Annotated in this window: 17 protein-coding genes, 1 tRNA gene and 1 pseudogene; 13 read left to right on the forward strand and 6 right to left on the reverse strand. The window is 48.6% G+C overall.

The window, feature by feature from the left end:
- The first annotated feature begins 76 nt into the window (after window positions 1–76).
- From GO003_RS09085 to GO003_RS09110, 6 genes are all read left to right on the forward strand, one after another.
- The gene (locus GO003_RS09085; protein ID WP_159659390.1) at window positions 77–289 is read left to right on the forward strand and encodes a hypothetical protein; all 213 of its coding nucleotides are present in this window, start codon (window positions 77–79) and stop codon (window positions 287–289) included.
- 111 nt (window positions 290–400) lie between these two features.
- Window positions 401–1,342 carry an AAA family ATPase gene (locus GO003_RS09090; protein WP_159659391.1) on the forward strand — a complete coding sequence of 314 codons (942 nt, stop codon included), beginning with the start codon at window positions 401–403 and terminating at the stop codon, window positions 1,340–1,342.
- Between the two features lie 2 nt (window positions 1,343–1,344).
- On the forward strand, window positions 1,345–2,112 hold the full coding sequence (locus GO003_RS09095; RefSeq protein WP_159659392.1) for a hypothetical protein: 768 nt from the start codon (window positions 1,345–1,347) through the stop codon (window positions 2,110–2,112).
- A gap of 82 nt (window positions 2,113–2,194) precedes the next feature.
- Entirely contained in the window at window positions 2,195–3,259 is a 1,065-nt protein-coding gene (locus tag GO003_RS09100; protein ID WP_231088908.1) for a DUF3150 domain-containing protein, read from the forward strand.
- 201 nt (window positions 3,260–3,460) lie between these two features.
- Window positions 3,461–5,272: a VWA domain-containing protein gene (locus GO003_RS09105; protein WP_159659393.1), complete on the forward strand. Its 1,812-nt coding sequence runs from the start codon at window positions 3,461–3,463 to the stop codon at window positions 5,270–5,272.
- A 353-nt stretch (window positions 5,273–5,625) separates the two neighbouring features.
- A complete protein-coding gene (locus GO003_RS09110; RefSeq protein ID WP_159659394.1) occupies window positions 5,626–6,162 on the forward strand; it encodes a hypothetical protein in 537 nt (178 codons plus the stop codon).
- Here GO003_RS09110 and GO003_RS09115 read toward each other — a convergent pair.
- Complete coding sequence (locus GO003_RS09115; RefSeq protein ID WP_159659395.1) at window positions 6,110–6,517, reverse strand: hypothetical protein; 408 nt, start codon at window positions 6,515–6,517, stop codon at window positions 6,110–6,112. The genes GO003_RS09110 and GO003_RS09115 overlap by 53 nt on opposite strands.
- Before the next feature lie 323 nt (window positions 6,518–6,840).
- Here GO003_RS09115 and GO003_RS09120 point away from each other — a divergent pair, with 323 nt between their 5' ends.
- The 7 genes and pseudogenes from GO003_RS09120 (at window position 6,841) to GO003_RS09145 (ending at window position 10,931) form a co-directional block, all read left to right on the forward strand.
- Window positions 6,841–7,347, forward strand: coding sequence for a hypothetical protein (locus GO003_RS09120; RefSeq protein WP_159659396.1), 507 nt, complete (start codon window positions 6,841–6,843; stop codon window positions 7,345–7,347).
- A gap of 253 nt (window positions 7,348–7,600) precedes the next feature.
- Window positions 7,601–7,882: a flagellar transcriptional regulator FlhD gene (locus GO003_RS09125; RefSeq protein ID WP_159659397.1), complete on the forward strand. Its 282-nt coding sequence runs from the start codon at window positions 7,601–7,603 to the stop codon at window positions 7,880–7,882.
- Window positions 7,883–8,509: a FlhC family transcriptional regulator gene (locus tag GO003_RS09130; protein WP_159659398.1), complete on the forward strand. Its 627-nt coding sequence runs from the start codon at window positions 7,883–7,885 to the stop codon at window positions 8,507–8,509.
- A gap of 20 nt (window positions 8,510–8,529) precedes the next feature.
- Window positions 8,530–9,117: an STAS-like domain-containing protein gene (locus GO003_RS09135; protein ID WP_159659399.1), complete on the forward strand. Its 588-nt coding sequence runs from the start codon at window positions 8,530–8,532 to the stop codon at window positions 9,115–9,117.
- A 10-nt stretch (window positions 9,118–9,127) separates the two neighbouring features.
- Window positions 9,128–9,598 carry a FlhC family transcriptional regulator gene (locus GO003_RS09140; protein WP_159659400.1) on the forward strand — a complete coding sequence of 157 codons (471 nt, stop codon included), beginning with the start codon at window positions 9,128–9,130 and terminating at the stop codon, window positions 9,596–9,598.
- A pseudogene (locus GO003_RS26550) lies at window positions 9,595–9,735 on the forward strand (excisionase family DNA-binding protein); the annotation flags it as partial. The gene GO003_RS09140 and the pseudogene GO003_RS26550, both read left to right, overlap by 4 nt.
- A 104-nt stretch (window positions 9,736–9,839) precedes the next feature.
- The gene (locus tag GO003_RS09145) at window positions 9,840–10,931 is read left to right on the forward strand and encodes a tyrosine-type recombinase/integrase (RefSeq protein WP_159659402.1); all 1,092 of its coding nucleotides are present in this window, start codon (window positions 9,840–9,842) and stop codon (window positions 10,929–10,931) included.
- A gap of 23 nt (window positions 10,932–10,954) precedes the next feature.
- Here GO003_RS09145 and GO003_RS09150 read toward each other — a convergent pair.
- From GO003_RS09150 to flgA, 5 genes are all read right to left on the reverse strand, one after another.
- Window positions 10,955–11,031 (reverse strand) — tRNA-Arg (locus GO003_RS09150).
- 17 nt (window positions 11,032–11,048) lie between these two features.
- Window positions 11,049–11,771 carry a flagellar brake protein gene (locus GO003_RS26390; protein ID WP_159659403.1) on the reverse strand — a complete coding sequence of 241 codons (723 nt, stop codon included), beginning with the start codon at window positions 11,769–11,771 and terminating at the stop codon, window positions 11,049–11,051.
- A gap of 53 nt (window positions 11,772–11,824) precedes the next feature.
- Window positions 11,825–12,319, reverse strand: coding sequence for a flagella synthesis protein FlgN (locus GO003_RS09160; protein ID WP_231088909.1), 495 nt, complete (start codon window positions 12,317–12,319; stop codon window positions 11,825–11,827).
- A 2-nt stretch (window positions 12,320–12,321) separates the two neighbouring features.
- Complete coding sequence (gene flgM, locus GO003_RS09165; protein WP_159659404.1) at window positions 12,322–12,633, reverse strand: flagellar biosynthesis anti-sigma factor FlgM; 312 nt, start codon at window positions 12,631–12,633, stop codon at window positions 12,322–12,324.
- Window positions 12,634–12,786: 153 nt separating this feature from the next.
- Window positions 12,787–13,491 carry a flagellar basal body P-ring formation chaperone FlgA gene (flgA, locus tag GO003_RS09170; RefSeq protein ID WP_159659405.1) on the reverse strand — a complete coding sequence of 235 codons (705 nt, stop codon included), beginning with the start codon at window positions 13,489–13,491 and terminating at the stop codon, window positions 12,787–12,789.
- Window positions 13,492–13,619: the final 128 nt, after the last annotated feature.

Here is a 13,619-nt window from a genome sequence, read left to right on the forward strand (position 1 = left end):
GTTTTTGTTTGTCCCGTTGGGGTTCATCACCCTCACGGGACTCGGTGACCCCTTTTAACCATTGAAGGAGGTCATTATGAATCACGACTTTTGGAAAACCTTGCACGGCTGGTTGAACGTTGCCCCTAGCGACGACATTCAGGCCAAAAAGCGTTTGCTGCTGGATCTGCACCGTCAACTTTCAGACCCCGGTTTGAGAAGCGATATTCAGCGCATCGTGCGTTTGATGGATCGGGAGCTATTGGCCCGCGCCGAATGGGCGATGTACTGCGTGATGCAGTTGCGTTAATTTCTTTATCTACCCTGGTTTGCCAGGGTTTTAATCACCCGTTGGGGCTCATTTCCCCCACCGGGGCGGTGCGCCCCTTGTTATCTGAGGCTTAGCCTCGAGGAGTTCACCATGGTTCAATTTTATTCAATTGCCGATACCTTCGGCATACCTGCACCGGCCTCCATGAAAGTGGAAGGCTTTAGCCCAGAACAAAATGCCTATGTGCCTGCGCAAAAACCCTATGTGTTTCGTAAGGACCACTTGCGCGATGTGTTGGCGTTTTTAGGCGCTCACAATGGCGACGGCTTATACCTGACCGGTCCCACCGGCTCCGGCAAAACGTCGTTATTGGAGCAAGTCGCGGCGCGTTTGCATTGGGGCGTGCATTCGGTCACCGGCCACGGTCGACTGGAACTCAATGATCTGCTCGGCCAGTACATGCTGGTCGACGGCGGCGCGATGAAGTGGATCGATGGCCCGTTGACCTTGGCAGTACGCCTGGGGCATGTGTTGTTGATCAACGAGATCGATGCCATCGATCCGGCAGAGCTGATTGGTTTGAATGAAATCGTCGAAGGAAAACCTCTGACGATTCCGCAGACTGGCGCTGTGATTACCCCGCATCCCAAGTTTCGTTTGGTTGCCACCGGCAATAGTGCTGGCAGCGGCGATCAATCGGGATTGTATCAAGGGGTGTTGCGGCAAAACTTGGCGTTTTTAGACAGGTTTAGACTGATGGAAGTCGGTTACCCCGAACCCGAAGATGAAATGAAATTGTTGGCCGATGCAGTGCCGAGTATGCCGGAAACGGTGCGCGAAAGCATGATCAAGGTCGCCAATCAGATTCGGAAAGTCTTTATCGGCGGCGCGGATGGCGGCGGCATGTTGTCGGTGACCTTGTCCACGCGCGGTTTAGTGCGCTGGGCATCGTTGGTCGCCACCTTCAAAAGTGCGCCGAATGCCTTGGCTTACTCGCTGGACCGGGCCTTGACCTTTCGCGCTGAACCCGCCGAACGTGAAGCGATTCATCGCATCGCCAAAGATGTGTTTGGCGATGACTGGCAGGTCTAGTCATGGCTACCTGGAATCTCTATCGTCATCGTAAACCTGACGGCAGTTCCAAAGACTGGGCGGTCAAGAGTAATTCGGATGGTTCGATCACCACCCGTTGGGGCAAAACGGCATCCAAATTACCGGGTGTCAGTAACCGACGCGGGATTAGGCAATTCGTCATCGAAAAGCAAAAACTGGCCAAAGGCTATGTGTTTATTGCCGAGGTGGAAATTGATGGTGACGGCAATGTGGTGTTTCCGGGTAAGACTGCGGCAACGCCATCACAATTGCCTGAACCTGATGCAAATCCCGTGTTTGTGCCAGCACCGCCAGTCGAAGCATTGTATTGGACCGTTGATTGTCGAGCAAAGCGCGCGGTCCGAGTGGACTTGAGTATCGAGGTCAGGCGACTGATCGGGGTTATTCAATCCGTCTCAGATCAGGAAGCTAAGCCTGAACAAGATTGGGATGGCTGGCAACAGTGGATTGATGCCACCTTCAATGCTGAAGTCTTTGAACTCAGTGGTCAGATCAAATCAGCCCACGGCGTTTTGCCTTGGTTGTTTTTACTGGCGCTGAAAGCAAAAGGTTTTAACGGCGTGGAGATTGATATAGTCACCGAAACCGCCCGAGACCTCTCGGTCGATCTGAAAGTTGAACAGGACGTGCTGGCATTTTTCGGCACCGATCTGGACAGCATTCGTGACACCGCAGAAGCCTTAGGTTTGCTCAAACCCCGCTTAAATCTGGCAGCGGCCATGTCCGACACGGACGACTGCTGGTTTTAACCGGTTTGTTATTTTCATTTAACCCGAAAGGGGCATACCAGCCCTTACGGGGTTCTGTGTGCCTCTTTCCAAGGAGGTTCACGTGACACAAGCTAATATCATTCTGGACCATGTGGTCTTGGTAAAAGTGGACGCCACTATCTACGGCGCCCGTAAGAAACTGAAAAAAGAAGACCTGGTGCTGGCCGACGGTAGCAAACTACCACCGGAGGACTTAGCCAGCTTAGGGTCTAAACGTTTGCTCGATCCCGATAAGCTGACAGTATTTAACCGCCTGAAGAAGGAAGCCGAACGCATTTGTTTGCGGGTTGGTACTCGCTTTTTGGGCGGTTTTGCCGTACCGGTCGAATCGGCCGCCAGTATTACCGCGGAACTCGAGCGTATTGCGCTGGATTTTGCCGCGGCTAAAACCGAGTTTATTGCCGGTTACGATGCGGCGGTAACAGACTGGGTGGTTCGCCATCCGGAGTTTGCCGGCATCATCGAAAAAGCGGTGGATTCGGTGGAGTTTGTCTTAACGCGGTTGTCGTTCGATTACCTGGTGGTGTCGATCGCTTTGCCGGAGAGTCTGCCCGAGAAAGAGATCGAGCGACTGGAAAGCAAGATTGGCTCACTGAGTGGACAGCTGTTCCATGAAATCGCGGTGGACGCCAATTTGTTGGTTGAGCAATCACTCTTAGGCAAGGAGCAAGTGACGCGCAGTGCGTTACGTCCGATCAAGCGTATCCGCGACAAGTTGGATGGCCTGGGCTTTCTGGATCATCGGGTGGCACCGATCGTCAGCACCATCGACGATTTGCTGGCGAGAATCCCTAACAAAGGCGCCATTGAAGGCAGTATTTTGCAGGAGATCCTGGCTACGGCCATGCTGTTGTCCGATCCGGATAAAACTCGGCGGCACGGTGAAGGCTTGTTGGTGGCTCAACCGCCTGTTGATGATGAAGAAGTCATCGAATACGCGGAGCCCGAGCCATCAGCAGTACTCGTCATACCAACAGCACCAACGCCGGTCATCACTGAAACCGCTTCAAACACTCCCGATTTTACCGATCTGTTTGAAGGTATCTTTGATGATGAATTTGAAGCGGAGTCGACAGCGGATGACTGGGCGCTTGAGGTCTTGCTGGATAAAAGTCAGACCGATTAGGTAACCGATACCTTTTCAGATGAATCCAACCTTTCTCAGCATTCAGCAGAACCGGCAACGGTGACTGCGGGAGACGATGAGGAGACTGACGATTCCGACCCCGATTACTGGTTCTAATCGGACACCCTTTAACTAATAACCCACTGGGGCAAATTCATGTCCCTTCGGGGTCATGGTTTGCCCCAGTGTTTGGAGCACACCATGAAAAATAGAACTTTACACAACGCATTTCCCATTGTCGCGGCCGCCATTGGCAATCGCTTTGGCATCAAAGTCAGCGTTGGGGGCGATCAAGCTTTTACCGATGGCCGGTCGATTCAACTACCGGCCTATGAGGGTGACGATCCGGATTATCAGGAGGTTGCCTGGGGACTTTTAGCCCATGAAGCGGCGCATATTCGCTATTCGGATTTTACGCTTCACTATGGCAATTCAGTCTTACGGAGACGGTTATGTAATGCGATTGAAGATGTGCGCATCGAGCACGAACTGGCCAAAGACTTTCCGGGTACGCGGCTGACAATACGCACGGTGATTGAAAAGATGATTGTTAAAGGCGACTTTGTGGCCAACAGCATTGATGATCATCCGGCCAACATTTTGTACAGCTTTGTCTTGAAAAGCTTGCGTGCCCGGGTACTGGGTCAAACAGCCTTAGTGCCGTTGGTCGAGCAAACCGAAGTGGCATTGAAGGCGAAGTATCCGAAAGGTGCCGTAACGCGGTTGAAAGGATTGTTGTCGGAAGTGCCGGAAGAATTGCAATCCGAGTCCGATTGTTTGCAGTTGACCGATCGTATTCTGACCATGATTGAACAGGAATTCGAGCAAGAGCGGCAGCGTAATAAGGCCCAGCCATCGGCAGATGAGGACACGTCACCTGAATCGGATGAGACCGATCAGGACGAAGAATCAGAAGACTCGAATGGCTCGGATGCCCAGGAAGAAATGGAACGCGATGAACGGTTACCCAACGACAGTGTCGACGATCTGTCTTCAGAATCGTCGGGTAATGATGATGCGAATCCTGAAAATCCTGACGATGAAACGAAATCAGTTTCCAATAGTACTTCATCCAACCTGCAAATGGATGATGAAGATGTTACGGAGATTCTCGACCCGATGGGCGTCTTGGAAACCCTGTTGTCCGCCGGAGACAGTGACATCGAACAGGATTTATTCGAATCGCTGAAATCGGCGTTGTCGTTGGCGGCGGAAAATGTATCGGAATTGCTGATGCCCAGTGACCACGAGCCGCCGATGGATGAGCGAGCCGGGACTTTTTTGCTGCGCAAGGTGCAAAGCGAATCGGGGAAAATCCGCGCCGCTTTGCAAGGCTTGGTGCAATCGCAAGCTCTGAACCGCTGGCAACACGCCTGTCGTGGACGGCGTATGGATGGCAAGCGTTTACACCGTTTGCCACTCGGCGAAACCAAGTTGTTCCAGCGCAAACAAGCTAAATCAGCACCCAATACGGCCATCCATCTGTTACTCGATAAATCCGAAAGCATGGGTTATCAAGTGACCGATAGCCAAGGTCAACCCATAGGATTGCGGATGCCGATTGCGTTGGAAGCCACCTTGGCGCTGGCTTTGGCTTTTGAAGGGATTCCGGGGGTAAATCCTGGCGTCACTGCGTTTCCGGGGCATCAGGATGATTCGGTGTTCCGCTTGCTAGCGCATGGCCAACGCGTCAATGCCCGAACCGGTGCCTTTTCGCTGGCCGCTTCTGGTAGCACGCCGATGACTGAGGCGCTTTGGTTTGGCGCCGCATCGCTGTTGCGTTGCCGGGAACCGCGCAAAGTGTTGATGGTGATGACCGATGGTCAGCCCAACGACACTTTGAGCACGCTGGAACTTTTACAACGCTGCCGGGATAGTGGTATTGAAACGATAGGTATAGGTTTGGGCTTGGATGTCAGCCATCTGTTCCCGATTGCCATCACCATTAACGATCTATCAGAGCTGAGAGCACAATTGTTCAATCTGTCGAAAGCGGTGTTGTTGGCAGCGTAATCTTCAGTCGGTTATCCGTAGCCCAATCCTTGGCTCAATGCCTTGGCTTGTGGCTAGGGGTAACTGATTGCAACCGCAGTTTGTCGAATGCACTCACTTCCTAGAGCCCATTCGACAAACAGACATTTCATGCGTTCTTTTTAAGAATGCTGAATCCGACTTCGGTCGGCGTTCCGTCTTTAGGCGGCGAGCATGTTAATCGTGATCGTGTCGGGTGCGTTAAGCCTGATGAAAAATGCAGTTTGCCATTAGCAAAGTGTCTGCAATTCATCCCGCTTCGGGCGACCATCACCCGGCTGGGTGCTGTTGTTTATTCGAAGTGGTTTCTGTGTCTTTATCTAAGGAGAACGTCCATGAACTTTATCTTTGGCATCATACTTTTGGCGGTGTTTATACTTGCCCTGCGAGTCCTTTGGGCAACGGCGTGGCAACTGCTGAGTGCATTGAAACAAGCGTATCGAGCGTTTTACCACTCTCGTGCCCAGCGATCGGCGCGAAACCGGTTACCGGTCGTCATGCCCCAAATCCGTCATGAGGTGGATTGGTTGGCGCTGTCCGAGTCGGTCCGCCAGGGAATCCAGACCCGCAACGCAGGTTCCAATCGGCAAGTTGATCGATTGGACCTGGAGTTGCAGGTAAAAACCAAAACCATGGAACTCATCAAGGCCGATATTCAAATGGCCAAGCTGCAACTGGAATTGGAAAAAGTCAGACCGACGGTGGTTTTAGATGCGTCGAAAGCCGGTAAACGGACAAAACGCTCGAAAAAAACCGCCTTGGAGATGGAGGGTGATTTATCCAAATCATCCCATCCGGTGCGTCAATTGAGGACTGCTCTCAAGTCTGGCAATGGCCAGGTGATTCAGGATAATGAGCTCGCCCGCCATTGAAAACCGACCACTGAGCACCCGTTTGGGTTTTGACGAGACGGACGGGGCTTCTATTGGTCGGTTCTTCAAATTGAGTTGGCAACAGGTCTGAGGGTAACAAAGCCGCAAGATCGTGTTGGCTTTCGCGCCTGAGTTGGCGAATACGGCTTAATAGTGACCAAGCCATTTCTGGATCGTCAATATCCTTCAGGACTTCTGCTTCGGCGGCATCCAAATCAGCCAATAATTTTTTGCATATGAGGATAGCTTGATCGTTGCAATCCCGCAGGATCGCGATCGGTTTTTTCGTTGGACTCGGCTCCTGGGTCTGCTTAGGACTGAGGAAATCAAAAATGCGCAAAATATCGTCAAACATGGCTATTTCTCTACTTTTTAGTGAGTTTTAGCTACATTATACCGATTTTTGCGTAAATTCAACCCCGCTGCATAGGCCTATTTATGGCTTTGAACAGCGTTTTTAACGCGCAGGAACCTCATCCTGCCGGAGGGTCGTTCCTGCGTTTTTTGGAGGACATGACCCTGTCATCGACATTAGAAAATGGCGATGGCCTGTAAATACAATCAATGGGGGTGTTAAATCGCCATTGATGTAGTACTCATTTTTTATCGAACCCAACGGGAATGTCAGTTTCCCGGCGGGGATTCGTGATATTTCCGTTTTTCATCGAGGAAATCATCATGAATTCAGAAATCTTTACACAGAATTTTGCTAATGGCCATTGCTTTCGCTATCGACGCTTGCCATCCGGCACTTGTTACCACGCCAACACACCGGAACGGGTGATCGAAATTTTGGAACAATTCCGGCAAAACCAGCGCAGGGTACGGTTGTTTTACGGCGACACGATAACCGGTCAAGCCTGGCATGAAGAACACGATGTCATCGGTCGCATTGGCCGTTCGATGGGACCGATTAAAGTGCCATTAATGATCGAACCAGGAGAAATAGGTGGCCCTGCAGTCTTGGATCACTGCCTCATTCGGATCGATACGCCGCGTAAAGTGCTATATCAGCATGCGGCGTTTCGTGTGGGTGAGGTTAGTTTGTCTGCCGGCGATCTGAAGGGCTTGCCTTGGGAGGTGTTTATCAATCAGGTGGTACAGGCGCGCTTTCAGTCAAAGAATGAAGCTTGCCGGTATAGGGATTTTATCCTGGGTTATCGTTTTGCATTGCCTAAACGCTGATCGCCTTCTTTAATGCGAGTGGCAGGACAAAAAGCGTCGACATCCTCAAGGGTGCGGCGCTTTTTTTGTGATCCTTGTCACAAATATTGCTCCGAGATGCCATTTTGTGCGGATTTTTTACCAACCGCTAGCCAACACCCGACAAACGCTCTCGAGTTAAGTGACCTGAAGCGGTCACTTTCCGTGTGAGACTTTTCCAGCTTGTCTTCCTAGCATAATGGCCAACCTTAGCATTTGCAGCGGAGTTAGCCTCATGTCGACTTTGGAGCAGGATCTCGCCCAACTGAATTTTGAATATCTGATGCTGGCCCGCGAAGCAGTTCGCAGTAATGCCTTGGAAGCCGCCTGGCGTTTTGGCCTGAATCAGAAACAGCTGGCTGTGATGGAGACTCTGACTGTGGAAAAGATTCGGGAATTGGCAGGTAACAGTCGGGCCATCATTCGGTTATTGCCGCTACAGACCCCTCAGCATATGTCACCGGCTGTGCATAGCGCATTGTTGCTGCCCACCCATGCTACTTCGGAGGAGGTCTAAATGTATCGGTTACCCACAGAAACAAAGTTGCCTGATTATTTACACACCCTGTCTATGGCTAACCAACTCGTTTTATTAGGCGTAAGGCCGCCAATTATTCAGCATCTGTGTGGCATAGGCCGCAAAGTGGCGATCCGCCTTTACAAGGAAGCCCATCACGGCTCATCTAAATCGGGCCTGTTGCCGTACGATTCTTATTGGATTTCGCGATCCTCCTTGAACGCACTGCATGCCTCCATTTTCATGGGTATTTTTGCTGACATCACTCCGCTCGAATGTCAGAACCCTGTCCAGGCCACCCGGTTAATGACTGCGTATGCGTTGTATAGCGAGGTAGTTGGGCGGGTTATAAATCACACTAGATTAGACGTTAGCCATGATCACGGTAGGCTGCTGGATATAAACCGTGCCTGGCATCTGATTCAGCAATTTAATAGCCGTGAAAGTCGGCTATTGCAATGCGGACGCTGTCAATCCCGCCATTTAGTGCTGAATACACTGCCTAAATTTTACCAACGCTGCCCAATTTGTGAGGTTTGGGCTGAAAAAAACAGTCGCCGCCACAAGGCGGCCTATCTGGGCTGGCCACCCGCTCAAGCCATGAATGCACGGATATCGACAACTTAGCCACCGACTAGGAGCTTCTTATGTATGTCGTTATTAAGCACCTCACGAAACTGAAAACACCCCAAGCCTGCCATGGCAAGCAATTGGCACAGCGGGCGCGAGAATGTTTTCTGCAAAACGAATGCCTGACGCTGGATTTTGAAGCGGTCGAATCCATCGCCGCAGGTTTTTTTCAGGAAGCTATTTTCACGCTGCTCACCGAATTCGGGGCTGACGTCCTGAAAAGCAAATTGCAGGTGGTCAATATGAGTCCTGCTCTTGAGGCGATCATGCAGGAGGCCTTAACCCATGTGGATGAGTATGTTGATCGATTGATGACCCGGCAACAGGAAGTGGTTGATCAAGAACTCTATGACCTCAATCTGGCTTGGCTAGTAAAGGTGCGCGCCACCGCCCGAGAAAATGCCCTACAAGCCTCGTTGATCATGGGGATTGCCGATGAAGAGTTGCGATTGGCAGTGGCAAATTTGTCCATGGACGAGATGCAGATCCTGGCCCGATCAGGCTGTTTATGTTTTGCGCCACGCTTTACACCCCAATTTATTCAGGGGTTCGGGCGGCGGCGCTATGACCGGGTGGATTTGTTGCTGGCTCTCACTGCCGGATAAAGGGGGCGTGATGTTAGATAATTACAAGCAACAAAGCCTGGCAATCGAACTCATTAAGCGAAAAGCCCGCATTACCACGATTCAGAAAGCAACGGGGTTATCGGTCAAGTGGCTTCGGCAAGCATTTCGTGAATACCATGGCTATTCAGCCCGTTCAGGTAATGACAAGCAATCCATCGAAGCCTTGACGCGGACTAACAGACAGTACAAAGAAGTCACCCTTTTTGCTGTTTGCTATCAGGCCAGTGAAATGATTAATCACGACGGCCACATCCAAAATATTATTCAAGCCTTTGATGTATATAAGATGCTATGTCCGTCAAGTCGGCTAGATTTTGCAGATGCTGTAATGGTGAGTAAAGATTTGAAAGATCAAAAAATCCAACTGACTAACTGCCCGAATTGCGGTGCTGTTGTTTTGATTGGAGCAAGAGAAAGTTACCCAGAAAAATGCACGGTATGTAGGAGAGTGATGTCATGACTTCGCCAGAGAACAAAAAACTCCTTTGGTCAATTAAAGAAGCTTCAGAACAACTTTCTCTATCGTCTCGAACTTTAGAACGAATGATTTCTAACAAGCAAATTCCGTTTATAAGAATCGGCCGGTTAGTCAGAATACCTGTCGATGAAACAATACTATGGGTAGCACAAAAACTGCTAAATGTAGATAATACAAATCACGCAAGGCGGTGTGTGCCAAAAAGCAATGGAGGTAATCGCACATGCCAAAGCGTAGCAAAGATGGTTTGTTCAAGCGGGGAGACTCGCAATTTTGGTGGATCAGCTTCGTCGATGGAAGCGGCAAGCGAACTCGCAGAAGTGCTCAAACTAAAGACAGAAAAGAAGCGGAAGCACTCTTAGCCAAATTCAAACTTGAGGCTCATCAAGAGCGAGTTTGGGGGAGACCAAGTCAAGATGACCAGAAAGAATTTAGTTTCGATGAAATCTTGCTGTTGTATATCAAAGCTAAGGCCGTTGATGCAAGAGTTAAGTCGACCGCTAAAAATCTTTACCGTTTTTTTTCTGGTAAAGCAATGTCTGAAATTGATGACCTTGAAGTAAAATCGTATATTCGGGCTAGGCTTAAAGAAGGCGTTGCAGCCGGGACAGTCAATAAAGAAATTGGTTTGTTTTCAGCTGCAATTAATTTTTCTAATTCTGAGTATGGATCGGAGCTAAAAAATCCAGTTACGGGTAAAAAGCTGCAAGAACCTGAAGGTGTCGTTCGTTGGATTACAACAGAAGAGGCGGGACGGTTAATTGATGCGGCCAGGACCATTACTAAAGCACCTTGGTTAGTAGATTTTATACGTTTAGCTTTGAATACAGGATGTAGGGCAGGAGAATTGCTTGGACTTGAATGGTCCCGAATTGATTTGGCAAATGGTTTTTTTATTCTTGAAGCTGAGCATCAGAAAAATCGGAGACGTAGCAGCGTTCCGATAAATGCTGAGGCATCAGCCGCTTTGTTATCTAGAGCTGAATTTATAAAAACTCATTGTCCCAGTAGTCCATGGGTATTTTGCCGAAAAGATGGAAATCCATTACAGAGTCTAAAAAAATCTTGGGCAACTGCATGTAAACTGGCTGGGATAGAGAATTTCAGAATTCATGATCAACGACATACTTTTGCGAGTTGGTTGGTCATGGAGGATGTACCTCTTTACACGGTTAGTAAAGTGCTCAGACATAGCACTGTAAAAATGACTGAGAAGTATGCGCATCTTAATCCTCAGAATCTTAAGGATGCAGTGAGGGTTTTGGATTCAAAGTCACGTTTTAGTCACGTTTCCCCTCAAAAGGGATGTGAATAAATTAGGTAAGTAATTGATTTATATGGTGCCCCGGAGACGATTTGAACGTCCGACCTTCCCCTTAGGAGGGGGATGCTCTATCCAGCTGAGCTACCGGGGCAATGTGCGGCGATTGTATCACAGGTTTAAATCGGGATTCTTTCGTTTTCTTATGATTTCGCGCTCCAGAGCAGCGATGAAAAAGTCCAGCTTGTTTTTGCCTTGAGGCGAGAGGTTTACAAAATAGCCACCTATATAAACAGTGTTTCGCTCGGTTTTGACTGAACGAATAACTAAAGTAAAGACCATCTCATAGCCAATCGGCAAGTTTAAGTGGCAGTTTCTTAAGGTGTCGCCTGCTTGAACGCTATTCTCTTCTGCGGCCAGGCGGAATGACATGCCGCCTCTGGAAATATCGATTACCTCGCCATGAACTAAAAATTTGTTTTTCGCCGCGGGCCATGTGATGGTTAATGTATCAGTGACGACTCTGGGTGAAGTTCTGCGTTGCGGGTAATAGATCCGTTCAGGAAAGGGCGTGGAATAATGAAGCATATCACTGCCGGGCTTTTTGACTGCGGTCAACGTCAGGAGAAAGGCTAAATGAACGCCGTTTAAATAAGTTGAAAGCTTTATTTTATGCGCGGATTGAAGAAATGTGCTGAGTTCTGCAGAATTGATTTCATCCAGAACGAGAAGGTGTTGTTCTTTATTGACTTCAATGATTGAGGTTAAGAGTCCTTTCTTTTGACCCTGCACAGATAAAGTGCATAGGCAATTCTGAATTTGGATGGCGCATAGGATGCTGGCTATTTTATCCGGTTGAGTTACGAACTTTGGATTTTCATTGAAATTTGACACAGCATTTTACTTTACAGTTGATTTTGCCTTTGTCCGTTTCGGGTTTGAGGGGCTTAAGCTGTATAGAGCGTGTTAGTACCTGCATCGGCTTGGGTGGAGCCGTCGCGGCCATAAGTATGGACTGATTGTGGTTTGCCTTTCAGTATATTGAGTGAAAGGCGGGTGTGACGCAGCAAAAGTTCGATGCCGGCACCATTCTGGTTATTTAAATCGCGCGCTTTTTCTGAGAGTATGATGAGTTCTTGCCAGTTCTGTTCGGCTTTTTGGGTATCTAGGCTGGCTGCTTTGGCTCTTTCAAAATAAGTCGCCAGGCCGTTTTTATCCGCATTCAACTGTTCGGTTTGAAGAACCTGACCTATTTGTTGAGTAAATTGCGAAATTTCACCGATTAAATGCTGCTTGTGCTGTGTGATCGCATCCAGTTTTTTATCTTTATCCTGATTGATCAATAACTGAGACTCGTCCTGAAGGGCTTGAAAAAGAGTGCGACTTAAGGACAAGCCATTACTGATCAATTTTTCAGCGATAGGAAATGTTTTATTAATCATGTTTATGTGCTGTCCTGGCCAAATGCAGCCTCAAATTGAATGATTTTTTGAGCCAGTTTCTCGGCATCAACACGGTAACTGCCATCGGCTATCGACTGTTTGATCATGTTTACTTTATTTTCATCGACCGGTGGGGTTTTGTTGTTGAGCGCTTCACTGGCAGCAAGGCTAGCCGAATTCGCTCTGATGCTTACGCTGTCACTGCTACCTGTCTCAACTTTTGGTTTGTCTGATTTGTTTTCGACCGATCCCTTGGATGATGCTTTGGTCTGAACGGTGACAAGTTGTCTGCCTGTGAGTGGGTCAATAGCCATGGTAGAGTCCTCCAATAATGTTTTGCTATAACCTGTATCGGCAGCATTCAAAAAAGATTTAGAAAAAATTATAGCGTAATAACTTTTTGTCAGGAGTACTTATTGAACTATTGATTTTAAGTTATGGAATTGTGTCATTTATTATTCATTAGCTCAGCGTTGATGAATGCTGACAAAGCCGGTCTGCTCAACTTCAGCCGCAATGATGCGTCCTGAGGATGCATTTTTGACACTGATTGATTGCCCTTTTACGCCGTCCATCATGGCGACGCCTTGCATGCGTATATCAAAAGCGGGATTTCCTGAACGAATGACAATTTTTTCGCCTCGCTTGATCAGTACCGGTTCCATGATCAGTCCGTTATGCAAGACGGTTCCTGCCGCTAAATAGCGGTTGGCTTGCTTGTTAAACACTTGTTCCGGACTGATAAAGTAACCCTGTTTCACTTTTGAAATATCCTTTTTCTCTAATCTTACGTGGTTTGGCGTCAATAATTCTCCTCGTTGAACGGGTTGGCTTAGTACCATGACCTGATCAAATATACGAACGGTGACCGATGTATAAACAGACCAGGATTGAATTCCGCTGCAACGCACTCCAACAGTATTTCTATCGGGACCCAATCCTTGAGGTTGGGAGGTAAACGCTTCAATGGGTTGGCTGCATTCGGCTAGCCGGAGGCGCGTATCTAAAGGTGCTATTGTAAGTTCGTAATTTGACGTCGGATCTATGTTGTTTTGAACAAAATCACTGACAACTTGATAAAGACTGCTATGCGCTTGATAGCTTGGCTCTGCATAGCTTGCTGATGCGAAGGCCAGTAAAAATGGAAGTAAGCGAAAGGTTTTAAGGAACATAAGAATGTGCCGGTTAAATGACGTTATTTGTCCCACAGCATTTTTGGTGCCAAGCGCCATCACAGCAATTCGTTAGAAACAAACTATAATTGCTTTGCTCACTTAATTTTGAGCCGTATCCGGCTATG

The sequence above is a fragment of the Methylicorpusculum oleiharenae genome (genome assembly GCF_009828925.2).
In the GTDB taxonomy this organism is placed as follows: domain Bacteria; phylum Pseudomonadota; class Gammaproteobacteria; order Methylococcales; family Methylomonadaceae; genus Methylicorpusculum; species Methylicorpusculum oleiharenae.